This window comes from Pseudovibrio sp. Ad26 (assembly GCF_001623285.1).
Classification (GTDB): Bacteria; Pseudomonadota; Alphaproteobacteria; order Rhizobiales; family Stappiaceae; genus Pseudovibrio; species Pseudovibrio ascidiaceicola.
The window spans coordinates 175,117-199,307 of sequence record NZ_LMCE01000049.1 but is presented as its reverse complement, the minus strand read 5'-3'; the positions used below and the strand labels follow the sequence as shown (position 1 = coordinate 199,307).

Genomic DNA, 24,191 nt, shown 5'->3' with positions numbered 1-24,191 from the left:
CTTTGATATACCACAGAGGAACTACTTATTCTCGTTCCATAGATATTTGCAAAGCGTAGAGATACCCGATCTCTCGCAATAAATATTTCATGGTTGGATCATTGAGGAGTGAACCACCGTGAGATGGGGGGAGAATTTGATGAAGAGCGTTACACTCACGTCGATTGCTGCTTTGACGCTGCCGTTTTTGGCCGCCAATGGCTGGGCCTATAACGAAGCGCCCATGCTCAAGCAGTTGGTTGAAGCCGGTCAATTGCCGCCGGTTGAAGAGCGCCTGCCGAAAAATCCACGCGTCATTCCGGTCTACGACAGCATCGGCACCTATGGCGGTGTCATGAAGCGCGCTTTCAAAGGCCCAAGCGACCGCTGGGGTCCAACCAAGCTCATGGAAGAGCGTGTGGTTGAAACCTACATGGACGGTGACAAGAACCTGTCTCTGGTTCCCGGCTGGGTTGGCGAATATTCCGTAAGTGAAGATGCTCGTGATTTCACCTTCACAATCCGCGAAGGTCTGCGCTGGTCCGATGGAGCACCTGTCACCACCCGTGACGTTCGCTTCTGGTATGAGGATGTGTTTCTCAATGAAGACCTGATGCCGTCCATCAAGGCGCTTTACACCTCCAACGGTGTGCCAATGAAGCTATCTTTTGCCGATGATTACACCTTCACTGTTTCCTTCGAAAAGCCTTACCCGCTGTTCCTGACCGTTCTGGCTAAGGAAAGCACAGGCCGTCCGGGTCTGGATCGTCCGGGCTTCATCGAGCCATTCCACTACCTCAAAGACTACCACCCAGCTTACGCTGACCCTACTAAACTAGAGGCGGCCATTGCCAAGTATGGTGCCAAGAAATGGATGGACCTTTGGGATTCCAAAGGCCAAATTCAGGCGTGGTGGTTCAATCCAAATATGCCAGTTCTCACCGCATGGCGTGTGAAGACACCACCGCCTTCCGACACTGTGGTGATGGAGCGCAATCCCTACTATTACGGCGTGGATGCAGAAGGAAACCAGCTTCCTTACATCGACCAAATCGAACACCGGCTGTTCCAAGACCCTCAAGCCATCAACTTCATGGCCATTCAGGGTGAGATCGACCTCCAAAACCGCCACATCAACGTGGCCGACTTTACACTGCTGAAGGAAAACGAAGCCAAGGGTGACTACACCATTGAAAAATGGACCAAGGCACTCACATGGTCGATCATGCCGAACCTGAACTCGGCTGATGCAACCAAACAAACCTTGTTTGAGGACATTCGCTTCCGCGAGGCTCTCAACATCTCCGTAGACCGCGAAACCATCAACGAACTGGCATTCTCCGGTCTCGGTGAAGCACGTCAGGCCTCTCCAATCTCCGGTTCTCCGTTCTACGATGAAACCGCCGAGAGCCGCTGGACGCAATACGACCCGGAACGGGCTACTGAATTACTCGACGAGATTGGCCTCACAGAACGGGACTCAGCCGGTTTTCGTCTGATGTCAGATGGCCGTCGTTTGAGCCTGGTGCTGGAAACTCGCTGGGACATTCAGGGGGAATTGCTGGAAGTTGTCCGCACTTATTGGCAGGACATGGGCATTGAGGTTCTGGTGCGAATCATCGACCGAACCCTGTTCCAACAGCATGTTGAGACCGCCGATTTTGACATGATCCTCGATACGTTCGATCGCTCCTCTGTCATCACCGCTGACCCGGTTCGCTTCCTTGGCCGCGGCGGCTTTGCTCAGAACTACTTCAACTGGTGGTACTCCAACGGCAAATCCGGAGAAGAGCCGCCAAAGGATCACGCAATCCGCGATGTGTGGGCAGCATGGGATTCAGCGCAGACCGCGACCAGTCTGGAAGAAGCAAATATCTATGCAAAACAAATGGTTGACGTTCACACCAAGAACGTTTGGCACATTGGATTGGTGGGCGAAACACCAGCGATTTATGTGCGCAAGAACAGCCTGAAGAACTTCCCTGCGGGGTTTGTCCATGACGACGCGTTACGCGGCGTTGGCCTCGCATACCCGCAGCAGCTCTACTTTGAGAAGTAAGCACCTCAACTGAGCCCTGCGTAACATGCCCGCCTAACCCGATTTAGGCGGGCATTGTTGTTTTAAGGAGTTGGATCACACCTTCTCCGGCTTCCAGTCTGGCTGAGTATCAAAGACCGCTGCGGTTTCTGGCAAGGCATCCCAATGCGGTTTGTCGCGGTCGAAGATGACGACCTGAATCTCCAGATCATCTGCGTTGTCCATGGAACCGAGAGGGAGTGTCATGTGGTCAGGCGCCTTGGTATTACGGCCATAAATCGGACTTCCGCAGCCTGAGCAGAAGGCTTTGGTGACCTGCGAGCCGTTGGCGGAGGTATAGACATACTCTCCCAGTTTGCCCGAGATAATCACCTGATCCGCACGGAACATGGCGCCAACCGTGTGGCCAGTACCACTCAGCCGGCGGCATTCCTCACAATGACATTGAGCCGTAACCACCGGATCACCCTCAATCTTGTAGGACACTGCCCCACACATGCAACGCCCGGATCGTTTCATCACGCTCATTACTCCACCAGTTCGCCAACCACTTCACACGCCATACCTGCGATGAGAGGGACAGCTTTTCGCATCATTTCTGCAGCTTGCGGATTGGACGCGTTGCCCGCTTCCGCACGGGCCACAACCCCTTGAAGAATAGCGGCTAATCGGAACATAGAAAACGCGAGATAGAACTCCCAGTTCTCAATCTCGCTGAGCCCACGACGCATACAGTACTGGCGTACATACTCCTCTTCAAGCGGAATACCAAGCGCCACACGATCCAGCCCCGCCAACCCGCGCAGGCCTTTGAAAGATGGCAAACGCCACTGCATGCACTGATAGGCAAGGTCCGCTAGCGGATGGCCAAGCGTGGAAAGTTCCCAGTCCAGCACAGCCACAATCCGTGGTTCTGTGGGATGGAAGATCAGGTTGTCGAGCCGGTAATCCCCGTGCACAAGCGAGGATGTTCCGTCGTCCTCCACCATGTTCTCTTCCAACCACTCCATCAGGCGGTTCATCGCTGGAATCACTGTGGTTTCAGAGGCTTTGTACTGCTTGATCCAGCGCCCAGTTTGCCTCTCAAAATAGTTGCCGGGCTTACCATAGTGCATCAAGTCAACGGCATTGGGAGAGACATCATGCAGTGCTGCCAACACGCGGTTCATCTCCGCAAAGATCGCCATGCGCTCTTCGTTAGAGCATTCCGGTAATGAAGGATCCCAGAAGATCCGCCCTTCAACATACTCCATCACAAAGAACATGGTGCCGATTGGAGAGTTGTCCTCGGACAAATGATAGGTTTTGGGCACTGGCACATCACTGCCTGCCAGAGCCGTCATCACCTGATACTCGCGATCCACCATATGGGCGGATTTCAGCAGGTTTCCCGGGGGCTTAGCCCGTATGACGTAGGTCTTGTCAGAGGTCACCAGCTTGTAGGTCGGGTTGGATTGCCCACCCGGAAACTTCTCAATCTCCAGAAGCTCACCAAACTCCGGTATGTGCTGCTTCAGATAAGCCTGTAGCGCTGGTTTCTCTAATGTATGCAAGGCGTTCGTCATGGGCTCCCCTCCTCCATGAAACATCCGGTTGCCTGACTATTCCACCGTCCCGTGAACAGTCAGGCTCTTTTTCGGCTTTTATGATCAGGCGTTGGCCATTGCCTTTACCAGTTTGGCGACACCTTCCATGGCGCTGTTCACCGGCTCCGCATCCGTGCGGTCAGCAATACGGCCCCAATTGGCAGCAATTGCCTCTGGTGTACGGTCGCCCTCAGCCAAATGAATGCCTTGTGTTTCAACCATTTCGGCCAGTGTGTAGGTGCCGGCAGCTGCCACAAGCACCTTGCGAGTTGGTGCAGCCTCAGAGCACAGGAAAATCACAGCAGGTGTGATGTTTTCCGGTGCCAGCATCTTCAGCGTGCCAGCATCCATGATGGTTTCTGTCATGCGTGTCCCAGCAGAAGGTGCAATGCAGTTGATGTGAATGTTGCTTTTTGCCCCTTCCAGACCAAGCGTATTCATCATGCCCCAAAGGCCCGCTTTCGCTGCGCCATAGTTCGCCTGCCCAAAGTTGCCATAGATGCCGGAGGGAGATGTGGTCATGATGATACGGCCATAGCCTTGTTCTTTCATCACATTCCAGACGGCCTTGGTGCAGAGCGCTGCACCATTGAGGTGCACGTCGACCACTTTGTTCCAGTTGGACATTTCCATCTTGGCAAAGGACTTATCGCGCAGGATGCCAGCGTTGTTGATGAGAATATCAACACGCCCGAACGCTGCAACAGTGTCCGCCACCATAGCGTTGACAGCAGCCTCATCCGTCACATCCGCAGCATTGGCGATTGCTTTACCGCCTGCTGCTTTGATCTCCTCGACAACAGTTTCAGCAGCGGTTGCGGACGAACCGGAGCCATCAACAGAACCGCCCAGATCATTCACCACCACCGCAGCGCCGCGCGCAGCAAGGTCCAGCGCATAAAGACGACCAAGCCCACCGCCTGCGCCCGTAACAATCGCTACCTGACCGGCAAAATTTATCGTGTCCTGCGTCATGCAGCTACCTCCTCAAAAAACGTCATTGTCAGCCATTGTGCGACCAACGCAGGGCTTTCGACACCCTCAATCTCAATTGAAAGACCAAACTCCTGAAGGATCTGACCATCTCCCTTGCGGGTCAGATTATCCAGAGTGAAACGTCCCCGAATGCGCTTACCACTGGCAACGGGATGTAAAAAGCGGATTTTATTGAAACCATAGTTGATGCCCATGGTCCGCCCCTTCACATCCGGCAGGGTTTCTATGGCGAATTTGCTGGCGAGCGAGAGCGTGAGAAACCCATGGGCGATGGTACCGCCAAACGGAGTTTCAGCAGCGGCGCGCTCAGGATCCATATGGATAAACTGCTCATCAAAGGTCAGCTTGCCAAAGGTGGAGATCATATACTGATCCACCTCTACCCAGTCAGACAAGCCGATCTGCTGGCCAACCCGGGTCTCAAGTTCTTCTATGGTCAGTTCCATAAGCCCCTCACTGTCCAAACAAATTGGTGCCTGTGGCGATATGAATGCCACCATCCAGCGGGATCACTTCTCCCGTGACATAGGACCCGCCTTTGCCACAAAGGAACAGCGTTGCGCCTGCGATGTCATCAGGATGCCCGATCCGGCCAAGTGGCACGCCTTTCCCGACATGCGCTGCTTTTTCGTCCGTGCCCGTTGCAAACGCTGTCATGTTGGATTGGAACGGTCCCGGCGCGAAACCATTGAATGTAATGTGTTCTTTCGCCAGTTCTTTGGCGAGAATGCGCGTCAGCTGGTGCACTGCTGCCTTGGAGGCTGAGTAAGAGTAAGCCCCATCGCCGATCGGCGTGGAGCCCATGACCGAGCCCAGATTGATAACGCGGGCTGGATCTTCCGGACGTCCACTGGCCTTCAGCTCCGGCAACAGAGTCTGCGTCAGATGGAACAGGCCTGCCACGTTGACATCCATCACCTTCTTCCATGCAAAATACGGGAAGGTGCCCAGTGGCTCACCCCAGGTGATGCCAGCATTGTTGACCAGAATATCGAGCTTTGGGCTACGCTCACGCACAGCCTCTGCAAGAGCCAACACGCCCTCTTCAGAGCCAACATCTCCCTGAAACGCTTCAACAGATCCCCCAGCCACCGGGTTGTTGGCTTTCAGGTTCGCATTGATCTCCTGTGCTGTCTTCTCAACCACATCCAGCTTGCGCGAGCAGATGAAGACGCGTGCGCCACCTTCTGCCAGCGCAGTGGCAACCATGCGGCCAATGCCAGTTCCACCACCTGTTACCAGCGCCGTTTTACCAGCTACACCAAACAGTTCCTCAAGATATCCCATGAAGACACCCTACCTCCCATAGTGTTCTTCGATCTGCCACCGCACCTCATGCGACTTGGTTCAGGCGCTTCTTAATTCGAAAACCGCCGCCCGCGTCTTTTGGGAGGCCACCTTAAACCAATGGTCAAGCATGCTCTTCTTCGCGCGCAGTTGACAACATACTCAGTAGTATGTTTCCGTATATCAACAGTTGTAAAGCAAAATTTTTAGCTCGTATCTTTTGTCTCTCCGGCCTGGGAATTTGATTTTGTGTGGGAGCTCATAATCACCTATCCCTCTGATAGTAAGTGGAATTTCACCACGGGTTTGTGAAGATAAAAGAGCTCAGATGTCTTGGGAGGGTCAATCATGAGCGACACTTTATTAGCCGAACGTCCAGCTATGGACCTTGGGGTAAGCCAGCGTGTAGCACCACTCATGGAGCAAGTGCGCAACATGGTTCGCGATGAAATCATGCCTCTTGAAGATGAATTCCATGACGAGATTCCCGTGGGAGACCGCTGGCAACATACGCCGCGGCAGACCGAGATTCTGGAAAGCCTTAAAGCAAGTGCACGCGCCAAGGGACTTTGGAATTTCTGGCTGACAGACTCCAAGCGCGGCTATGGCCTCAGCACCGTTGAATATGCTTATCTGGCAGAAGAGATGGGCAAATCCCCCCTCGCACCAGAAGTGTTCAACTGCAATGCACCTGACACCGGCAACATGGAAGTGTTTGAGCGCTATGGTTCCGAGGAGATGAAAGAAACCTGGCTGAAGCGCATGCTTAACGGCGAGATTCGCTCAGCCTACCTGATGACTGAGCCAGATCACGGGTCATCAGATGCAACCAATATTCGTATGTCCTGCGTGCGAGATGGCGACCATTATGTGCTGAATGGTGAGAAGTGGTGGTCTTCTGGCGCTGGCGATCCGCGCTGCGCCGTTTACATCACTATGGTTCACACCCCAACAGACGGCACCAAGCACCAGCAGCACTCGATGATTGTAGTGGATGCGAACACGCCGGGCATCACCAAGCTGCGCCCGATGCAGGTGTTTGGCCATGATCACGCCCCTCATGGACACCTGCACCTGCGGTTTGAGGATGTGCGTGTTCCTGTCGAGAACCTGCTTTTGGAAGAAGGACGTGGCTTTGAAGTTGCGCAAGGCCGCCTCGGCCCGGGCCGCATCCACCATTGCATGCGCGCAATTGGGCAGGCAGAACAAGCGCTTGAGTTGATGTGTAAACGTTCCATCAACCGGGAAGCCTTTGGTAAGCAGCTCTACAAACTGGGCGCTAATTTCGACATCATAGCCGAATGCCGCATGGAGATTGAGCAGGCCCGCCTTCTCTGCCTGAAAGCCGCATGGATGATGGACAATGCCTCCGCCCGTGAAGCGGCGTTCTGGATCAGCCAGATCAAGGTTGTTGCACCACGCATGGCACTTAAAGTTACAGATGAAGCCATGCAGATGTTTGGTGGTCAGGGCATCTCTCAGGATACCCCACTGGCAACCAACTGGATGAACCTGCGCACCTTGCGCTTTGCGGATGGTCCTGATGCCGTGCACCGCAACTTCATTGGCCGCTCTGAGCTGCGCAAACACACTCAGGAAAAGATCTGATAAGGCAGGAGAGCCACCGCTCTCCTAATCCTTTGCATCTGCACTCCAAAGCAGGGAGAACGCAATGACATCACTTGATGACTTCCGCATGGAAACAAGGGCTTGGTTGGAAGAGAACTGCCCCCAAGACATGCGTAAAACCGTCACCACAGAGAGCGATATCTGCTGGGGCGGTCGCAACTGGACGTTCAAGTCCGAAGCACAACAGCAATGGCTGGAGCGCATGGCTGAGCGTGGTTGGACCGTGCCAAGCTGGCCGAAAGAGTACGGCGGCGGCGGCCTGAACGGTGACGAGGCCAAGATCCTCAAAGAGGAGATGACGCGCATCAATGCCATGTCTCCGCTGGAAAGCTTCGGCATCTGGATGCTTGGTCCCGCTTTGCTGAAATACGGCTCTCACGAGCAAAAGCTGCAGCACTTGCCCAAGATTGCTCGCGGTGAAATTCGCTGGTGTCAGGGCTACTCAGAGCCTGGATCCGGCTCCGATCTGGCGTCAGTCCAAACCAAAGGCGTGGACATGGGCGACCACTTCCTCGTCTCCGGCCAGAAGATCTGGACCTCCTATGCTGATCAAGCAGACTGGATCTTTGCTCTGGTGCGCACTGAACCTGATGCGAAGAAACACAAGGGCATCTCATTCCTGCTGTTTGATATGGCCAGCGAGGGTGTTTCCACCAAGCCAATCCGCCTGATTTCCGGCAGTTCTCCGTTCTGCGAAACCTTCTTCGATGAAGTGAAGGTGCCTATGGAGAATGTGGTTGACGAGCGCGGCAACGGCTGGACAATCGCCAAGTATCTGCTGACCCACGAACGCGAAATGGTCAGCAATCTGGATGCGATTTTTGGCGGTTCCGCTGGCCTTTATGAGACTGCGATTGACTCAATCGGGCTGGATGAGACAGGCCGATTGGATGACCCGCTTCTTCGTGCTGATATCGGGGAGTTCCTGATTGATGAAATGGCACTGACCGCACATCTTGCAGCTGCAAAGGACTTCCACCGCGCAGGCAACCAGCTGGGCGCCCGTTCTGCAGAGCTGAAGTATCTCGGCACAGAACTGAACAAACGCCGCCAGAGCCTCGTTGTACAGTCTGGCGGATTGGAAGCGTTGTCCGGACCGGAAGAGAACAACGGTATCGGTAATCAGTCTGCGTCATGGCTGCGCTCCAAAGGCAACAGCATTGAAGGCGGCACCTCGGAGATTATGCTTTCCATCATTTCAAAAGCAGTGCTACGCCTGCCATCATTGGGTTAAGGAGAGAAAACATGGAACTTTTCAGCTCTGAAGAAACCCTTCTAAAGGACTCCGCCTCTGGCTTTATGGCAGAAAACGCCTCCGTGCAGGCGCTGCGTGATCTGCGCGACCAGAAAGAGGCTCTTGGCTTCAATCAGGAGCTTCACAAAACACTGGCCGAGATGGGCTGGTTTGGCATGTTGCTGCCGGAAGACGCTGGCGGTTATGACTTTGGCCACCGCGCAGCAGGCCTTGTGGCAGAAGAAATGGGGCGCAACCTGACAGCCTCTCCGTTCCTCTCCACTGCTGTTTTGAGTGCAATTGTACTGCGCCAGTCTGGTGGTGACCATCTGAGTGAGTGGGGACCAAAGATTGCCGCTGGTGAAGCTGTTATCGCACTGGCAATAGATGAGGGAGCAAAGCACAACCCATCCCGCATCAAAGCCACGGCAGAACCGGATGGCAACGGCTTCATTCTAAACGCCAGAAAACGCGCCGTATTTGATGGTTACAATGCCGACCGGCTAATTGTTGTTGCAAAAACCGGCGAAGACACAGGGCTTTTTCTGGTAGACCCAAGCGCGGCGGAAGTTGCGGTAGAGCGCAACGCTATGCTGGACAGTCGCAATGCGGCAAACATTCAGATCACAAATTTGCATCTGGATGGCAAGGATCTGCTCTGCCCGCTTGATAAAGGCGCAGCCGTTCTGGAAGCCACACTCCGCTCCGGTCGTGCAATTGCAGCTTCAGAGCAACTTGGAGTTGCAATAGAAGTTGCAGAGCGCACAACGGAATACCTGAATGAAAGAAAGCAATTTGGTGTACCAATCGGCATGTTTCAGGCACTTCAGCACAGAATGGCCGACCTTTACTGCCAGATTGAACAAACAGCTTCACTCATCTCTTCCGCGTTACGTGCGATAGATACAACCTCAGATAAGGCAGAGGCACTTTCGAGAGCAGCCAAAGCGAAGGTTGCTAAAGTTTCTCGCGTGGCAACAGAAGAAGCGGTGCAGATGCATGGTGGAATCGGTATGACCGACGAAGTTGACGTCGGATTGTTCATGAAACACGACCGGGTGTTAACAGAGATGCTGGGTGACAGTGCTCACCATATAGACTTTCTGCTAAAAACACGGGGTCTTTAACTGTATAATCCGTAATTCTACTTGTGATTATTTCTAAAGTAACTTCATAATTGAAGCCATCTGGTCCACCCCTTTGGATCAGCGAGAGCCAGTCCGCAACAGCATTGCCCGGTGTTGCAGACTGGCTCTTTCCATTTTTGGCTAACCAAAACCATCTCAGATCTTCATACCCGGCATGTTGAGGGAGGATGTGTTTCCGCCATCAACGGCAAGGGCCTGTCCGGTGATGAAGCTGGCATCGCGGCTGGCAAGGAATGCGATTGTTGCTGCAACTTCAGCAGGATCCCCGTGACGACGCAGCTCTGCCCTTGAGCCGAGTCTGTCTTCTTTGCCCACATTGCGGGCATGATCAAACACAGGTTTTGTCATTCCGGTTTCAATAAGCCCCGGACAAACTGCATTCACACGCACGCCGTGCTCACCAAAATCGCAGGCAGATGTCTTCGTAAAATTGATGAGCGCAGCTTTGGAAGCACTGTAGGCATTTCCGCCAGCACCGGCTCTGATTCCAGCAACGGATGCAGTATTCACAATAGAACCGCGGCCTGAAGCCTTGAGCTGTTCGCGGGTGTACTTGGTAAATAGCATTGCGCCGAGTACATTCACCTCATAAACTTTGAGCCAGTCGCTAAAGTCCTCATGGCTGCCGCCCCAGGAACCTTCGCAGATGACCCCGGCATTGTTGCAAAGAACGCTTATACCGCCAAAGGTGTTCTCAACCGCATCCACACAGCTCTCAACCGCTTCTTCATTCGCAACATCGACGACATAGACCCGTGCACGGCAACCTTCTGGCAACAGCCCTGCGGTTTCATCAAGCCCGTCCTCATTCAAGTCCACCAGAGCGATCGCGGCACCTTCTTCTGCCAGACGGATTGCGGTTGCGCGACCGATGCCGCTGCCTGCTCCTGTGATCAGGGCTGCCTGACCTGCAAATCTGGGTTGCATCTTCATTCCCTCCCGGTTTCCAGAACAACCTTCCCTATCACACGTCGTTCCATGAGGTCTCGAAGCGCCTGAGGGGCTTCTTCCAGTGAATAGCTCTTACTAACAACTGGGTTGATTTTGCCGTCCTCAAGCCATTTAAACAGCTCTGAGAAGTTCTTCTGGTCCTTATCCGGTTCCCTCATGCGGAACGCACCCCAGAACACGCCCATAACCGCACAGCCCTTCAGTAGAGGCAGGTTGGTGGGGATCGTCGGGATATCGCCTGCCGCAAAGCCTACAACCAATGCGCGACCATTCCAGGCTGTGGAGCGCAACGCTTGCTCAAAGAGCTCCCCGCCGACAGGGTCATACACAACATCAACGCCAGTCTTGCCGGTGATCTCCTTGAGACGCTCTCTCAGGTCCTGCGTGGAATAGTTGATCAGCTCATCCGCACCTGCTTTTCGCGCAGCTTCCAGCTTTTCAGCAGAGCTGGCCGCAGCAATCACCTTGGCACCCATAACTTTGCCCAGCTCAACAGCCGTGAGCCCAACACCTCCGCCAGCGCCCAACACCAGCAGTGTTTCTCCCGGTTGCAACTGCGCACGCTGCTTCAAGGCATGCATGGACGTGCCATAGGTCATCGTAAAGCCAGCGGCAACATGAGCAGACATAGCTTCAGGTCGCTTCATGACAGCAGACGCATCAACCACAACCTCTTCGGCATAGCCACCTTGTTGCAGCAGAAGCGCCATCACCGGATCACCCGGCGCAAACTGAGTGACACCTTCGCCCACGGCTTCAATTCTGCCAGCAACCTCACCGCCTGGCACAAATGGCATTGGCGGCTTGATCTGATATTTTCCCGCAATCACCAGCGTATCAGGGAAGTTGACGCCCGCAGCTTCCACCGCGATCCGCACTTGCCCTTTTCTCGGCTCTTTACGTTCAACATCTTCCACACGCAGAGCCTCTGGTGGTCCGTATTCTGAGCAGACAACAGCACGCATGATTTCCCTCCCAAATCAAAACATACCCGTGAGTATGTTACGGAAACACAGTGAGCGCAACCACAACGCTAGGTGCAAAGCCCCTTCCCTCTTGGCAAACCTGAATAATTTGAGCAAGCGGCTTCGCAATCAGGAAACCACGGTTCATGGAAGCTCAGCTTGTTCTCATCATCCGTTTACATGCTGCGGTGAAGATAATTCCATGATGTGTACGCAATCCATGGAAAGACCGGATGGCAGAACAGGAAAAGCCTAATTTAGCTGATGAGTTTAAACGCCTTGAAAGCTCACCGGAAGGGCTGGCTGGTTCTACCGCATCCAATCGGCTAAAGCAGTATGGCCCCAATGCGCTGGAGGAAAAGAAGACCAGCAAACTGGTTGAGTTGCTTTTGACGTTCTGGGGCCCAATTCCGTGGCTCATCGAAATCGCAGCCATCCTGTCTGCCATCATTGAGCACTGGGCCGACTTTGCGATCATCCTGTTTATGCTGGTCCTCAACTCTGGCATCGAGTTTGTTCAAAGCAGCAAAGCAGCCGACGCGCTTGCAGCACTGAAATCATCCATGGCTCTCAAAGCACGCGTGAAACGAGATGGGAAGTGGACTGACATTCCAGCCGAGGAAATCGTACCCGGCGACATCATCAACCTGGAAAACGGAGATATCATCCCGGCAGACTGCATTTTGGAACGCGGGCCATACCTTGCCGTCGACCAGGCTGCACTAACGGGAGAGTCGCTCCCGGTCGACAAGAAAATCGGCGATTTGGCGTATTCCGGATCTATCATCAAACAGGGCACCATGCAGGCACTTGTTACAGCGACGGGCGGGAATACATTCTTTGGCAACACAGCCAAGCTGGTTCAGTCCGCCGGCAACATTTCTCATTTCCAAAAAAGCGTTCTGGGCATCGGCAAGTTTCTCATTCTGGGCACGGCCTTGCTTGCGGCGCTCATCATCGTCAAACAGCTTTATCTGCAACAAAGCATTCTGGGCATAATTGAACTGGTGCTTGTATTGGTGATCGCCTCAATCCCAGTTGCGATGCCCGCTGTTCTTTCAGTCACCATGGCTTTGGGTGCACTCACACTTTCCAGAAAGAAAGCCATCGTTTCACACCTTCAGGCGATTGAAGAGCTGGCAGGGGTGAATGTGCTGTGCTCTGACAAAACCGGGACGCTTACCAAAAACGAACTCACACTTGGCGAGCCCGTGTTGTTTGATGCGAAGAGCGAGAAAGAACTGGTCGTCATGGCAGCTCTTGCCTCGAGTAGCATTGAAAAGGACGTCATCGACCAACTGATTGTCAGCAAAGCCGAACGGGGTGTGCTCGAACTTTACAAGCAAAACACATTCACACCGTTTGATCCTGTGAGTAAAAGAACGGAAGCGGGCATCTCCGGCCCAAGCGGGGCGTTCAAGGTCATCAAAGGTGCACCGCAAGTCGTTATCGATCTCAGCACAAATACACCAGAGGAGAAAGCCGTCGCCAGCAAAGCCGTGCACGAGTTTGCAGTCAAAGGCCTACGCGCGCTTGGCATTGCCAAGACCAACGAGAACCACGAGTTACGCTTGCACGGTATCCTCTCTCTTTTTGATCCGCCCCGCGAGGATTCCAAAGCGGTGATTGAAGAAACACAGAATGCTGGCATCGCGGTAAAGATGGTGACAGGCGACGATGTTGCAATTGGCCGAGAGATCGCCGGGCAGCTCGGCCTTGGCACCTCGCTTAAAAGCGCCAGCCAGGTGTTCTCAGAGACAAAGGACATGGACAACTTGCCAGCCAACATCCGCGAGGAGATCGTCAACGCAGATGGCTTCGCCCGTGTCTTTCCCGAGCACAAATACGGCATCGTCAAAGCACTTCAACAATCCGGAGATTACGTTGCCATGACGGGTGACGGCGTGAATGATGCTCCAGCATTGAAACAAGCTGATGTGGGCATTGCCGTTTCAGGTGCAACAGATGCAGCCCGATCTGCCGCTGATCTGATCCTCACACTGCCAGGTCTGTCTGTCATCACCGATGCAGTTATAGAGGCACGGAAAATCTTCGCACGGATGATCAGCTATGTTGATTATCGTGTGGCTATGACAATCAACCTGATGGTGTTCGTCTCAGCCAGTGTGTTGCTGTTGGAAGAGGTGCCTCTGACCGCCATCATGATTGTGATGCTGGCATTGCTGGACGACATCCCAATCATCACCATCGCCTACGACAACACAGAGGCTGCACCAGCCCCAATGGAATGGCAGCTTGGAAACATGCTGCGCACAGCAACGGTGCTTGGGCTCATTTCAGTTGTCGAGAACTTCGCCCTGATGATGGCAGCGCGGCATTGGCTGGATGTACCTGCTGCGGAGTTGCAGAGTGTCATGTTCCTGCAGCTGGTTGTCGCCGGGCATTTGCTGTTGTTTGTCTGCCGGCATGATCACTGGTTCTGGCAGGCGCCACGCCCTTCGGCTAAATTGCTGATGGCAATTATCACCACGCAATTACTCGCGGTTGTCATCTGTCGATCCGGCTTCCTTGTTCCCGCTATCAGCTGGGACTTGATCGGCATCGTCTGGGCTCAAGCTATCCTCTGGATGTTCGTGCTGAATTTTGCCAGAAAGCTCTGCCGCTAAAAGAAGTGCAACACACTCTTTTACTCGCCACGCAGACAGACTAGATATAGAGCATTGTCTGCAATTGGAGTTGGCGCGTTGCCGAGCTTACCCCTTCCCTTTTTTACTGCCCTGTTTTTGTGTTTCATCCTGTTACGCCTCATGGTCGGGTATGGACGAAAAATACCGTCGCTGCTCGTGGCGACTATCAGCCTTTATGCAATTCAATCTGTCCTACTCGGTATCAAATGGGGGATGGGTGGGCTCCCCCTCTGGTCGCTCATAGGACTGGCGTTGTTATTGCCGCCCGCAACCTGGCTCTCATTCCTTCAACTCACTGATCGCCTTACGAAGAAGGCTGTCGGCTGGACGTTTGGCGCGACAGCTGCAACTCTTAGCTCTCTCACTCTGGCACCCGGCTTCAACGCTCCGGTGCTGATTGATCTTACAAGTGTTGTTGTCTACCTCGGTTACGGACTGTTGTTCTTCCGGTCTGCAACGACCAGGCAGTGGGAATGGGCCAGCCATCTGCCTATCGATCAAATGCTCCCGGCACGCCAGACACAGCTGATCGCAGGCGCAATTTTCTCAACCTCCGCACTTGTTGACCTCGTCGTAGCAGCGGACTTTGCCGTGAACAAGGGGACCAATGCAGCAACCATCGTTGGCACTGCAAACCTCTTCATGCTGCTTGCACTGGTCACAATCGCTGTTTTGTTTACTCGCAAACCTGCGGCTACACCGCAGTTGCCAGAACCTGAAACAACGACCGCATCAGCCTCCGAGGAACAGATTGTGCTGGTCGAAGCGCTCGATCAACTCATGCAGGACGAGCATCTGTACCGGGATGAAAACCTCTCCCTCGACAGGTTAGCTCGCAAGCTCCGTGTGCCGGCGCGCCAGATTTCGACAGCTGTCAACACAGTGCGTGAGATCAACCTGCCGCAATACACCAATGGTTTCCGAGTGGCTGAAGCCTGTCTTCTGTTAGAGACAACAGACAAGCCCATAACCACAATCATTTACGATGTTGGCTTTACAACGAAGTCCAACTTCAATCGCGAATTCCAACGTGTCACAGGCAAGAGCCCGAGTGTATGGCGGAAGGAGAGCCGGACCGCGCAGAGTGTGGAGACGGCCTAAAAGATCTCTAGCAGGATGCTCGTGGCGTGCTTCCACCCCTTCGCCAAATTGATGCTGGACACGAGCTTCTCAACATTGATGCGGATGTTTTCCTTTGGAACATCTGCATCAAATTTCAGATAGACCGCAGCCATCTCTCCAACCAAATCGAAGCGCGAAACACTCCCGTCGAAATAGATGACAGACTTCTCTGAGGTGATCGCGAAGTCCTTAAACCGCCCCACAAAGTCACCTGCCAATCTGTCCATCTTAACGCTGATGTTCATCGAACTCGGCAGCCTGAGTGTCGCCGCCGGATCGCACCAACCAAGCCTCCAGGACCCGCGTCTTTCAAACTTAATGGTCATAAGACCGTCTTCATTCTTGGATGTTGTAGCGGTTAGAGAGCAACCTCTTGCATCGCTTGTATCAAGCTTGATGTCGCTTGAAATGCTATTGCCTCCGACGATGCGCAGACCCAGATTGCTTCCTGAGATCTCGATTGAATGCACCCCTTCAGGGCTGAGTGTCTCAGAGGTTTCCATGCCTGATGAGAATGTCGCGTAAGCCGCAATCGCTATTACGCCAATCGCAATAAGGGCTTTGGTGCTGTGCTTTGTTGCCATTTGATAACTCCATGGTTTGTCTGTTTGACCATGGGAGTTTGGCGAATTGCCTGCGACCTAGAACGCGATTTAGGACCAGAGTAGCCTTCCTGAAACGCGATGGAGGACTTACTAACCCTCGATGAGAAGCGCTGAAGCCGCCGCCCGCACATCTGGCGGAAACGGGCACGCATGGCGGGCTTCTCTATCCAGATGCGCGCATATCAGTTCAGTGGTCGCAATCAACTTTTGCGTCTCAGTATTATACATCTCGTGCAGGATAAAGAGCGTCTTTTCATGAATATCCATCACCCCAGATCGGCACTGGAGCAAGTCTCCCGCTAGCGCCTCAGCATGATATTTCGTCGTCTGCTGAACGGCAGCCATACCCTTGTTGTGTTCTCGAAAATAGGCAGCGCCGAGCCCGGCTCGGGAGAATAAATGCCAGTTGGCTTCGTCGAATTTTTCGGTGTACCACTGAACATTCATGTGTCCCATATGGTCCAATTGGTATGGGTAAACAACACCACGATAGGTCTCGATCATCATTCGATCCTGGCCTCGATAAGGCTTCGCTCTACTCTTTAACCCACTCCCAGGCCTTGTCGAGATTAGCCATATCAAAGTGCTTTTCGCCTATGCCAAGCATGGCAGCGAACGGGCTATCCATCGCGACGAGCCATTCCCAGATCTTTGTATCAGACACAATTGCGATGCGGTGAAAGCTCTTGATGTGAGTCATCGCCCACTTCAAATCTTCGTAGCCAGCCTCAATGCCCCACTTCGCTTGGTCGTTCAAAATCACCAACACACTAACCTTGGCATGCTTATCAAGGACATTCTCAACCTGCGAAATCAGCTCCATTTCTTCGCTAAGATCGACCTTTCCATCCACCTCGAAGCCAAGGACATTTTCCGAACTTTCTGCGAGTTTTTTGATCATGCTGACACCTCTTTTCCTGTCTGTATGCTACCTGATCTACGCCTTCCATCCTATTGCAATCGACAGTTAGTTTCGACGTAAATTGGAAATCACTCACCAATTTGAAAAGTTGACAGCTGTCCACTTTTATAAAAGTGTAACCGTTATACGCATGCAACGCAGTTGGGACAGTTGATTACAAATCTAATTTGAAAGCTAATACGGCACTCTCCATTCTAGAGATGTCTAACAAACATCCCAAGGAGATCACTATGTTTCACCAAGCCGGAATGCACGGGTTCCACTTCTTCCCATTCCCGATCACTCTTATTCTTTTGCTCATAATCGGCTTTTTGATCGCACGCTCATATGGCTATTTCGGAGGTTCAAGCAACGCTAGCAAGGCCGCCCCGGAAGCGCCGAAGTCACAAAACTCAGAAGCTCTGGACATTCTAAACAGACGTTTTGCAACTGGTGAAATCGACGAGGAAGAGTTCCAGAAACGCACTCAAGTGCTGCGTTTGAACCTGTAACATCACCAAGCATCGGCACTCAGTTCGGGCAACACGAGTGCCGATTTCATCCAGCAAGACCAATGTTGTCAGCTGGCAACTCAAGCATACTCACCTCATCAGTTTGGTTTAGTTGAGCCCCGCGCCCTAACACTCATGGCCGAACCGCGAATCATAGAACTGATGTTTCGGGTAACTGCTTTCCCATAATTACCCTCGAAGCCAACATAACTAGAGACCACCTTTAGGCCAGCTAACTGCAATTTTTCCTAGTCAGTTTGCAACGAAACAGCTGTCGCCGCTTGCGTTTGCAACAATGTTTGCATCAAGAACAACGCAACTCTTGTTAAAGTGTAATCAAGGAGGTCCTCTGCCAATCACCCGCAGAAATGATGAAATTAGCGCCTTTATATACGCTTCATAAATTATCTCGTTCCTTCAATAACTTGCATCATAACTTAACCGACACCACAAACCGGCTAGACCTCAAAATCAGCCAAGTCTCAAGACATTTTGTTACATCTGATTTCTTGCGGAAAAGTCAGAGCTGATCCAGTGTTTGGACAAGGTTGAACGCGAACACCGCAGTCGCAATCGACCGCACACTGCTGGCTTCCCACGTACCCCAACACCGCGAAATCAGCAGTGTGCGCCTTACAACTCTCTACAAACTCATCCGGGCCATCATGTCTTACCTTCGAGCATTCTGGAACTCACCATTTACCTTCTGGTTCATCCTTGCGCTCCCGGGGCTTCTCATCATTGGAGAGCTTCTCCGCGAAGTTGATAAACTAGAGCATCTGCTCCACCCAACTGGTGAATTTGCCGCTCGTTTTCTAGTCATCAGTTTGATGATCACGCCGCTTATGCTCTTAACCAACGGCCAACGCTGGGTCCGTTGGCTACTGGCACGGCGACGGTATATCGGTGTAGCCGCCGCCTGCTATACAGCCCTACACATTGCTATCTATCTGCTGGATAAACGATCTCTTGGCCCCATCTTGGAAGATCTGGTCAAGATCGGAATCTGGACCGGTTGGCTGGCCTCCCTCATTTTCATTCCGCTCACAGTTACCAGCAACGACTGGTCCATTGCTCGGCTTGGTTCCAACTGGAAAGGTCTTCAAATACTAGCCTATGCTGCAGCGCTTCTCGTGTTTGCGCACTGGGTCCTTGTAGACTTCAAATTTGGGCCTGCTCTGGTTCATTTCACACCGCTTCTGCTCTTGCAGATCTACCGATATGTGCACGTCTCCAATAAACGAAAAGAGCGTAAACTCACCGCCCACGCCTAAAATCCCAAGCAAGCCTCCAACTAAGCCCGCCTCTTCCCAAAGGCGGGCTTTTCTTTGCTCTCCTTTTGTAGTGAGGACAGTCCCTTCAATCACGGTTAAGCTGTTGAAATGGAGGAGGGACCATATAATGACGACAACCAATTTTCAGAAGATAGAGAGCGCAAGCCTTACGCACCCAACGGCTTTGAAGCTCAGCCTGCCAGATCCGCTACCGGATGATATTCAGGAGCTTTTTGGTAAATGTCAGAGCAAGCTCGGGTTGATCCCCAACGTGTTAATCGCATTTGCGCATAGACCAGAGAAGCTCAGGGCGTTTTCTCATATGTACAATGAGCTGATGCTTGGAGACTCTGGTATTTCCAAGTTGGAAAGAGAGATGATCGCAGTCACAGTCTCGTCGATCAATTCCTGCTGGTATTGCCAGGTCGCGCATGGTGCAGCTGTTCGGGAGTATTCCAACACGCCGGAACTGGGTGAAGCTATGGTGATGAACTATCGCTATGCTGATCTGACTGACAAGCAGCGGGTAATGCTAGATTTTTCCACGAAGATTGCGAGGGCATCCTCAGAAATCGTGGAGAGTGACCGGCAAGGACTCCGAGATGTTGGCTTCTCGGAAGAGGACATCTGGGATATTTGCGAAGTCGCTGCCTTTTTCTCCATGTCCAACCGAATGGCGTCCGCGACAGGTATGCAGCCCAACCCGGAGTATCACTCTGCTGCCAGATAAACAGAGCAGGGGAGGGGTCTTTCAGCTGTCAACTTGACTTCAAAAAAGTTGACAGCTGTCAACATAGAAAGATCTTGCCAATCTGAAGGGGTAGGATTATATCGTTTATCGACGATATACGGAATCAACGATGACTGAAAACATCTGCGTAACAGAATTCATACCTGCCTCTCTCAATGAAGAGGAAGAAGAAAAGCTGGCCGTCCAGGCGAAAGCCCTGGCTCATCCCGCACGAGTCCGCCTGCTTAAGATCATGGCAGCTCAACCCGGTTGCGTCGGCGGTGATCTGGTGAACTCCATCGGTTTGGCACAGTCGACCGTGTCCGAGCATCTTCGTATCTTGAAGGATGCAGGCTTCATACTGACAGAAGTTCAGCGTCCGCGCATATGTTACTCAGTCAATCGATCCGAATTGAAGAACTTCAACTTCCTCTTTGAGAGCAGCTTCAAGCTCTAAAAATTTGTCGAAATAAATCGTCTATCGACGATGGGCAGGAGAAATCATGGGTAATTTTGAGCGCTACCTCTCAGTTTGGGTAGGTCTGGCAATGGCACTGGGAGTGGGAGCAGGGTTCCTTCAACCTGGCCTCTTTCAGTTTATCGGAGACCTACAAGTTGGCGGCATCAACCTGATTATTGCAGTCCTCATCTGGTTGATGATCTACCCAATGATGGTGCAGGTCGAGTTTACCGAAGTTCGCAATTGCTTCGTCAAGCCAAAGGGCCTGATCGTAACACTTGCCATGAACTGGCTGGTCAAACCGTTCACCATGGCTGCACTTGCTGTGCTGTTCATGCGCCATCTGTTCGCGCCATTCATTCCTGCTGATCTGGCCGATCAATACATCGCGGGCATGATTTTGCTTGGCGTTGCCCCATGTACCGCAATGGTGTTTGTTTGGTCCTATCTGACAAAGGGCAATGCAAGTTACACCGTTGCGCAGGTTGCCACCAATGACTTGATCATGATTTTCGCGTTCGCGCCAATCGCAGCGTTTCTTATGGATGTCTCTAACATCATCGTCCCATGGGATGTCTTGTTGGTTTCAACCGCGCTGTTTGTTGCGCTGCCTTTGGGGGCAGGGTGGTTAACCCGCATCGCACTTAAAGACGAAGAGCATCTTTCCTCCTTCAGCTCCGGAATGAAACCGTTTTCGATCGCAGGCCTGGTGGGTACAGTGTTCTTGCTGTTCGGTCTTCAGGCCAACAACATCATCTCATCACCAGCGGACATCGTTTTGATTGCAGTTCCGCTGCTCATTCAAACTATCCTGATTTTCTTCGTGACGTACTTCTGGATGAGAAAATGGCGTCAGCCACACAACGTGGCAGCACCCGGTGCGATGATCGGCGCCTCGAACTTCTTTGAACTGGCCGTTGCTGTCGCAATCAGCTTGTTCGGTGTCACCTCTGGTGCAGCCCTAGCAACAGTCGTTGGTGTCCTGGTTGAAGTGCCCGTGATGTTGGCCCTGGTTTCTTATGCCAACCGCACGCGAGGCCAGTTTTCTGAAGACAGCCAAGTTCCGAGCCCAACGGCCCATTCCAAAACCTAATAATGAGGGCAGGGGAGTCATCTCCTGCCCTTCGTCCCTCTTGGTTTTTGAATTTTCTCTGAGTATGCTCATGGTCTATTGGATCTATATTTTATGAGTTACTCATGCGCCCCAACAATATTCCCATTCTTAGCAATGCTGTTTCTGTTTTTCTTCTCGACTTGAATGCAGTAGAGCCACAGGTCTTGCTCATGCGCCGCGCTCATACTCTGCTTGGAGCCTGGTGTCAGGTCGCTGGCAAGGTGGAACCAAATGAGACTGGTTGGGAAGCAGCATTGCGAGAGGTGAAAGAGGAAACCGGTTTGGTTCTCACCGAACTCTGGTCCGCAGATCTTTGCGAAGAGTTCTATGTTCCGGAAAAGAACATCATCCAAAAACTGCCTGTGTTTGTGAGCTTTGTCTCCAGCGATACGCCAATCACCATCAACGAAGAGCACGACGCTTATCAATGGTTCTCATTTGATGATGCCATGGAGCTGTTCAGCTTTCCCGGCCAACGACGCGTTCTTGAATATCTCCAAGCCGAGTTCGTGACACGCAAAGCAAGCCCGCACCTTCGGATCGAGATACCGACACCGCAAGACGAAGAGGCCAGCGAAGCTCTGACTTCCTGACGTCTACCTATGCGTAGGGATGGTTTCCAAAGAACAAAAAGCTAACGGTCGAAAATGATAAATGAGCTCATCCTTTTGCGGCATGGCGAAAGCCAGCATATGCTGGATGGTGTTGTGGGAGGCTGGACAGATTCCGCTCTTACACCTCGCGGTGTCAATCAAGCGAAGCAAACTGCTGACCACTTGGCGGCTTTTGTTCCAGCTCATGTCTTCCAAATTTTCATCAGTGATCTAACGCGTGCAGTGCAAACCGCGCAATGGATAATTGCAAAAACCGGAAAGACGTTCGTCAAGGCCCCCAGTTGCGTGAGTTGAACAACGGCGTGGCAAAGGATTTGCTCAATAACAGAGGCTCAGAGACATGGTTGATTACGTAGTTCCCCATGACCTCAAATGGAAAAACGACTTCTGCCATGAGGCTTCTTTGATCAAGAAGAGGCTAGGCAGTACTGACATTGAACTTCATCATATCGGTAGCACCTCAGTCGAGGGTATCCTTGCCAAACCAATCATTGACTTATTAGGCGTTGTGTCTGATGTGAGTGCGCTCGATAAAAAGAGCGATGCGTTCGAAGGCCTCGGATATGAGATTATGGGCGCGTATGGCATTAATGGAAGACGCTATTATCGAAAGATAAACGGCCTGGGGAAACGAACACATCATCTTCATGTTTATGAAACAGGGTCGCCTCACGTTGAGCGGCACCTTGCCTTTCGTGACTACCTGATCGCTCATCCAAACAAGGCGACTGAATACTCCAATTTAAAAGCAAAGCTGACATCCGCAGATAACGTTACATGGGATTCATATTTGGATGGGAAGGAACCCTTCATTCTCGTCACCGAGCAAGAAGCACTGAAATGGCTCGGGTCGAAGTGAACTCGCAGTAACCTACTACTTCTCTCCCAGCTACTAAGCGACTCGCTAACACCACACTTGCGGATTCATCTACCCCATCCGCAAGAAACCTAAATTGCAGCCCTTTATCCGAGAGCCAGTCCATAAAGCGACTTGTGCAGGGCGAGTTTTCCGTCCTTGGCGCGGTCAACACAGGCGCGGAAGTAACCCGCCGGTCGCGAAATGCCTTCAGGATCGCGCAGGGTTTTTTCAACCGTCACCACCAGAACCGCCGCAGCCATTTTTTCGCCCAGTGTCACAACCGCTTGTTTCCAGCCATCTTCGGAAAGGCCAATCGCCAAACGAAGCTGCTCGCCAGACTGCGCAAGCTCGAACCAGCTTGAAAACTGCATGCCCAGCATTTCCTGGGTTTCCGTTGTTGCACTATCAATCAAACCAATGGAAATAGCAGATAAATGCTCACTTAAACCGTTATCTAACTGACTAGATTGCCGAGATTGCAATTGAGCTGGAGCATTGGATTTGGCAGAGAATTTGCTTGATTGATCTTTTTCAAGAGCAATCTTCGAAGCTTCGTTAGAAGCAGAGTTAGTATTTAAGTAGCCATCGTTAGATGGCTGCCGTGTTTTACTATTTATATGAGTTTGATGGGTTGTAATATTATAAGGGGTGACATCAATGTCATGGTCGCCTGACACTTGGGCATATTCATTGAAGTCAGAGGCTGTTTGCTCATCCCTCGCGTTGTCTTTTGCAAGCTCTTCCACAACCAGTTCATAGAGTTTTGAGACCTTGTCTGCCCGCTCAAGAAGCAGCATTGGCGTTTCCGTAATGGCAGAGAGTTCTTCCAGGAACACTGTACAATCCACGCCTTCGCTTTGCCCGGTCCGGCAAGCGTCAACGATTGCGCGAGACAGCCGGTTAACAGTCCGCTTTGCTTCCTGCTCTGCCCGCACCCGTGCCTGAAACTCTTCCCCAATCCGTTTGATCTCATCAATCCGCTGGCGTGCTGGCGAAAAGTCAAAACCATATCCACGGTCAATCTCACCGCTTGCACCATTGCGGTAGATAAAACGACGGCCTGTTGAACTGTCGCGGTATGCCAGTATGCCCACCTCAACCAGCCGCTTAAGTGCACGGATCACGGTGCGCGTGGAGCGGCACACGTATTCAGCCAACTTGTCATTGGAGATCGCGACCAGCGGACGGCGGTCCTGTTTCCAGTCATCTGCCCGTGTCAGGCCGATCAGAATATCGAGAATATGGTAGGCGGTACCATCGATCCCCAGAGCAGGGGCCGCCTTTTTTAACGTGATCGCCACCTCGGCTTTTGTTGTTTTGACGATGTCATTCGCCATTGCCAGTCGCTGGCTTTCCAACATGCCGGGTGTCATTTTGCGAAAGGACGCAACACCGGTGCTTTGCATAGCTAACCCATTCACCGAGGGAAGACCCAAGGTGTTATCCAAGTAAGATTGGGGATTGAGCGCCCGAAAAAGCAAAAATGCGCCACAAAGGGTTTCAAGAAAGCATTGCTGACTTGATTCGCACCGCGCGTTC

General features: G+C 52.4%; 24 protein-coding genes. 13 read left to right on the top strand and 11 right to left on the bottom strand.

Going from position 1 to position 24,191, the window contains the following annotated elements:
- The first annotated feature begins 139 nt into the window (after positions 1-139).
- Positions 140-2,038: an ABC transporter substrate-binding protein gene (locus PsAD26_RS09880; RefSeq protein ID WP_063310248.1), complete on the top strand. Its 1,899-nt coding sequence runs from the start codon at positions 140-142 to the stop codon at positions 2,036-2,038.
- A 75-nt stretch (positions 2,039-2,113) separates the two neighbouring features.
- Here PsAD26_RS09880 and PsAD26_RS09875 read toward each other — a convergent pair whose 3' ends face one another.
- From PsAD26_RS09875 to PsAD26_RS09855, 5 genes are all read right to left on the bottom strand, one after another.
- Complete coding sequence (locus tag PsAD26_RS09875; RefSeq protein WP_244278201.1) at positions 2,114-2,536, bottom strand: GFA family protein; 423 nt, start codon at positions 2,534-2,536, stop codon at positions 2,114-2,116.
- Between the two features lie 8 nt (positions 2,537-2,544).
- Positions 2,545-3,582 carry a phosphotransferase gene (locus PsAD26_RS09870; protein WP_063310247.1) on the bottom strand — a complete coding sequence of 346 codons (1,038 nt, stop codon included), beginning with the start codon at positions 3,580-3,582 and terminating at the stop codon, positions 2,545-2,547.
- A gap of 84 nt (positions 3,583-3,666) precedes the next feature.
- Positions 3,667-4,578 carry an SDR family NAD(P)-dependent oxidoreductase gene (locus tag PsAD26_RS09865; protein ID WP_063310246.1) on the bottom strand — a complete coding sequence of 304 codons (912 nt, stop codon included), beginning with the start codon at positions 4,576-4,578 and terminating at the stop codon, positions 3,667-3,669.
- Positions 4,575-5,045, bottom strand: a complete 471-nt coding sequence (locus PsAD26_RS09860; RefSeq protein WP_063310245.1) for a MaoC family dehydratase — start codon at positions 5,043-5,045, stop codon at positions 4,575-4,577. Before PsAD26_RS09860 ends, PsAD26_RS09865 begins: the two co-directional genes overlap by 4 nt.
- A 7-nt stretch (positions 5,046-5,052) precedes the next feature.
- Positions 5,053-5,886 (bottom strand): SDR family oxidoreductase, encoded by an 834-nt coding sequence (locus PsAD26_RS09855; protein WP_063310244.1) that lies wholly within the window; start codon positions 5,884-5,886, stop codon positions 5,053-5,055.
- A 348-nt stretch (positions 5,887-6,234) separates the two neighbouring features.
- On the opposite strand from PsAD26_RS09855, the gene PsAD26_RS09850 reads away from it, so the two are divergent.
- From PsAD26_RS09850 to PsAD26_RS09840, 3 genes are all read left to right on the top strand, one after another.
- On the top strand, positions 6,235-7,494 hold the full coding sequence (locus tag PsAD26_RS09850; protein ID WP_244278192.1) for an acyl-CoA dehydrogenase family protein: 1,260 nt from the start codon (positions 6,235-6,237) through the stop codon (positions 7,492-7,494).
- A 64-nt stretch (positions 7,495-7,558) separates the two neighbouring features.
- Positions 7,559-8,749, top strand: coding sequence for an acyl-CoA dehydrogenase family protein (locus PsAD26_RS09845; protein ID WP_063310243.1), 1,191 nt, complete (start codon positions 7,559-7,561; stop codon positions 8,747-8,749).
- Positions 8,750-8,760: 11 nt separating this feature from the next.
- On the top strand, positions 8,761-9,876 hold the full coding sequence (locus tag PsAD26_RS09840; RefSeq protein WP_063310242.1) for an acyl-CoA dehydrogenase family protein: 1,116 nt from the start codon (positions 8,761-8,763) through the stop codon (positions 9,874-9,876).
- Positions 9,877-10,032: 156 nt separating this feature from the next.
- Here PsAD26_RS09840 and PsAD26_RS09835 read toward each other — a convergent pair whose 3' ends face one another.
- Both PsAD26_RS09835 and PsAD26_RS09830 read right to left on the bottom strand, forming a co-directional pair.
- Complete coding sequence (locus PsAD26_RS09835) at positions 10,033-10,824, bottom strand: SDR family oxidoreductase (protein ID WP_063310241.1); 792 nt, start codon at positions 10,822-10,824, stop codon at positions 10,033-10,035.
- Between the two features lie 2 nt (positions 10,825-10,826).
- A complete protein-coding gene (locus PsAD26_RS09830) occupies positions 10,827-11,813 on the bottom strand; it encodes an NADPH:quinone oxidoreductase family protein (RefSeq protein ID WP_063310240.1) in 987 nt (328 codons plus the stop codon).
- 233 nt (positions 11,814-12,046) lie between these two features.
- On the opposite strand from PsAD26_RS09830, the gene PsAD26_RS09825 reads away from it, so the two are divergent.
- Complete coding sequence (locus PsAD26_RS09825; protein WP_063310239.1) at positions 12,047-14,440, top strand: plasma-membrane proton-efflux P-type ATPase; 2,394 nt, start codon at positions 12,047-12,049, stop codon at positions 14,438-14,440.
- Positions 14,441-14,518: 78 nt separating this feature from the next.
- Positions 14,519-15,562 (top strand): AraC family transcriptional regulator, encoded by a 1,044-nt coding sequence (locus tag PsAD26_RS09820; RefSeq protein WP_063310446.1) that lies wholly within the window; start codon positions 14,519-14,521, stop codon positions 15,560-15,562.
- On the opposite strand, the gene PsAD26_RS09815 is transcribed toward PsAD26_RS09820, so the two are convergent.
- The 3 genes from PsAD26_RS09815 to PsAD26_RS09805 form a co-directional block, all read right to left on the bottom strand.
- Positions 15,559-16,167: a hypothetical protein gene (locus PsAD26_RS09815; protein ID WP_063310238.1), complete on the bottom strand. Its 609-nt coding sequence runs from the start codon at positions 16,165-16,167 to the stop codon at positions 15,559-15,561. The genes PsAD26_RS09820 and PsAD26_RS09815 overlap by 4 nt on opposite strands.
- 111 nt (positions 16,168-16,278) lie before the next feature.
- The gene (locus tag PsAD26_RS09810) at positions 16,279-16,692 is read right to left on the bottom strand and encodes a thioesterase family protein (protein WP_063310445.1); all 414 of its coding nucleotides are present in this window, start codon (positions 16,690-16,692) and stop codon (positions 16,279-16,281) included.
- 31 nt (positions 16,693-16,723) lie between these two features.
- Complete coding sequence (locus PsAD26_RS09805) at positions 16,724-17,089, bottom strand: STAS/SEC14 domain-containing protein (RefSeq protein ID WP_063310237.1); 366 nt, start codon at positions 17,087-17,089, stop codon at positions 16,724-16,726.
- Between the two features lie 251 nt (positions 17,090-17,340).
- On the opposite strand from PsAD26_RS09805, the gene PsAD26_RS09800 reads away from it, so the two are divergent.
- The 7 genes from PsAD26_RS09800 to PsAD26_RS09765 all read left to right on the top strand — a co-directional run bounded on the left by PsAD26_RS09800 (position 17,341) and on the right by PsAD26_RS09765 (position 22,652).
- Complete coding sequence (locus tag PsAD26_RS09800) at positions 17,341-17,601, top strand: SHOCT domain-containing protein (RefSeq protein WP_206600003.1); 261 nt, start codon at positions 17,341-17,343, stop codon at positions 17,599-17,601.
- 548 nt (positions 17,602-18,149) lie between these two features.
- Positions 18,150-18,875 (top strand): ferric reductase-like transmembrane domain-containing protein, encoded by a 726-nt coding sequence (locus PsAD26_RS09795; RefSeq protein ID WP_208985607.1) that lies wholly within the window; start codon positions 18,150-18,152, stop codon positions 18,873-18,875.
- A gap of 127 nt (positions 18,876-19,002) precedes the next feature.
- A complete protein-coding gene (locus tag PsAD26_RS09790) occupies positions 19,003-19,605 on the top strand; it encodes a peroxidase-related enzyme (RefSeq protein WP_063310235.1) in 603 nt (200 codons plus the stop codon).
- 130 nt (positions 19,606-19,735) lie between these two features.
- Positions 19,736-20,062 (top strand): metalloregulator ArsR/SmtB family transcription factor, encoded by a 327-nt coding sequence (locus PsAD26_RS09785; RefSeq protein WP_063310234.1) that lies wholly within the window; start codon positions 19,736-19,738, stop codon positions 20,060-20,062.
- A 46-nt stretch (positions 20,063-20,108) separates the two neighbouring features.
- Positions 20,109-21,158, top strand: coding sequence for an ACR3 family arsenite efflux transporter (arsB, locus tag PsAD26_RS09780; RefSeq protein WP_063310233.1), 1,050 nt, complete (start codon positions 20,109-20,111; stop codon positions 21,156-21,158).
- A gap of 104 nt (positions 21,159-21,262) precedes the next feature.
- Positions 21,263-21,772 (top strand): NUDIX domain-containing protein, encoded by a 510-nt coding sequence (locus PsAD26_RS09775; RefSeq protein WP_063310232.1) that lies wholly within the window; start codon positions 21,263-21,265, stop codon positions 21,770-21,772.
- Between the two features lie 361 nt (positions 21,773-22,133).
- Positions 22,134-22,652: a GrpB family protein gene (locus PsAD26_RS09765; protein WP_063310230.1), complete on the top strand. Its 519-nt coding sequence runs from the start codon at positions 22,134-22,136 to the stop codon at positions 22,650-22,652.
- A 104-nt stretch (positions 22,653-22,756) separates the two neighbouring features.
- On the opposite strand, the gene repC is transcribed toward PsAD26_RS09765, so the two are convergent.
- Positions 22,757-24,058, bottom strand: coding sequence for a plasmid replication protein RepC (gene repC / locus PsAD26_RS09760; RefSeq protein ID WP_063310229.1), 1,302 nt, complete (start codon positions 24,056-24,058; stop codon positions 22,757-22,759).
- Between the last annotated feature and the right edge of the window lie 133 nt (positions 24,059-24,191).

Bases quoted from the DNA above. Each gene is read 5' to 3' on its own strand.
- PsAD26_RS09880 (WP_063310248.1), top strand. From the start codon at position 140: ATGAAGAGCGTTACACTCACGTCGATTGCTGCTTTGACGCTGCCGTTT.
- PsAD26_RS09875 (WP_244278201.1), bottom strand. From the start codon at position 2,536: ATGAAACGATCCGGGCGTTGCATGTGTGGGGCAGTGTCCTACAAGATT.
- PsAD26_RS09870 (WP_063310247.1), bottom strand. From the start codon at position 3,582: ATGACGAACGCCTTGCATACATTAGAGAAACCAGCGCTACAGGCTTAT.
- PsAD26_RS09865 (WP_063310246.1), bottom strand. From the start codon at position 4,578: ATGACGCAGGACACGATAAATTTTGCCGGTCAGGTAGCGATTGTTACG.
- PsAD26_RS09860 (WP_063310245.1), bottom strand. From the start codon at position 5,045: ATGGAACTGACCATAGAAGAACTTGAGACCCGGGTTGGCCAGCAGATC.
- PsAD26_RS09855 (WP_063310244.1), bottom strand. From the start codon at position 5,886: ATGGGATATCTTGAGGAACTGTTTGGTGTAGCTGGTAAAACGGCGCTG.
- PsAD26_RS09850 (WP_244278192.1), top strand. From the start codon at position 6,235: ATGAGCGACACTTTATTAGCCGAACGTCCAGCTATGGACCTTGGGGTA.
- PsAD26_RS09845 (WP_063310243.1), top strand. From the start codon at position 7,559: ATGACATCACTTGATGACTTCCGCATGGAAACAAGGGCTTGGTTGGAA.
- PsAD26_RS09840 (WP_063310242.1), top strand. From the start codon at position 8,761: ATGGAACTTTTCAGCTCTGAAGAAACCCTTCTAAAGGACTCCGCCTCT.
- PsAD26_RS09835 (WP_063310241.1), bottom strand. From the start codon at position 10,824: ATGCAACCCAGATTTGCAGGTCAGGCAGCCCTGATCACAGGAGCAGGC.
- PsAD26_RS09830 (WP_063310240.1), bottom strand. From the start codon at position 11,813: ATGCGTGCTGTTGTCTGCTCAGAATACGGACCACCAGAGGCTCTGCGT.
- PsAD26_RS09825 (WP_063310239.1), top strand. From the start codon at position 12,047: ATGGCAGAACAGGAAAAGCCTAATTTAGCTGATGAGTTTAAACGCCTT.
- PsAD26_RS09815 (WP_063310238.1), bottom strand. From the start codon at position 16,167: ATGGCAACAAAGCACAGCACCAAAGCCCTTATTGCGATTGGCGTAATA.
- PsAD26_RS09810 (WP_063310445.1), bottom strand. From the start codon at position 16,692: ATGATCGAGACCTATCGTGGTGTTGTTTACCCATACCAATTGGACCAT.
- PsAD26_RS09805 (WP_063310237.1), bottom strand. From the start codon at position 17,089: ATGATCAAAAAACTCGCAGAAAGTTCGGAAAATGTCCTTGGCTTCGAG.
- PsAD26_RS09800 (WP_206600003.1), top strand. From the start codon at position 17,341: ATGTTTCACCAAGCCGGAATGCACGGGTTCCACTTCTTCCCATTCCCG.
- PsAD26_RS09790 (WP_063310235.1), top strand. From the start codon at position 19,003: ATGACGACAACCAATTTTCAGAAGATAGAGAGCGCAAGCCTTACGCAC.
- PsAD26_RS09785 (WP_063310234.1), top strand. From the start codon at position 19,736: ATGACTGAAAACATCTGCGTAACAGAATTCATACCTGCCTCTCTCAAT.
- arsB (WP_063310233.1), top strand. From the start codon at position 20,109: ATGGGTAATTTTGAGCGCTACCTCTCAGTTTGGGTAGGTCTGGCAATG.
- PsAD26_RS09775 (WP_063310232.1), top strand. From the start codon at position 21,263: ATGCGCCCCAACAATATTCCCATTCTTAGCAATGCTGTTTCTGTTTTT.
- PsAD26_RS09765 (WP_063310230.1), top strand. From the start codon at position 22,134: ATGGTTGATTACGTAGTTCCCCATGACCTCAAATGGAAAAACGACTTC.
- repC (WP_063310229.1), bottom strand. From the start codon at position 24,058: ATGCAAAGCACCGGTGTTGCGTCCTTTCGCAAAATGACACCCGGCATG.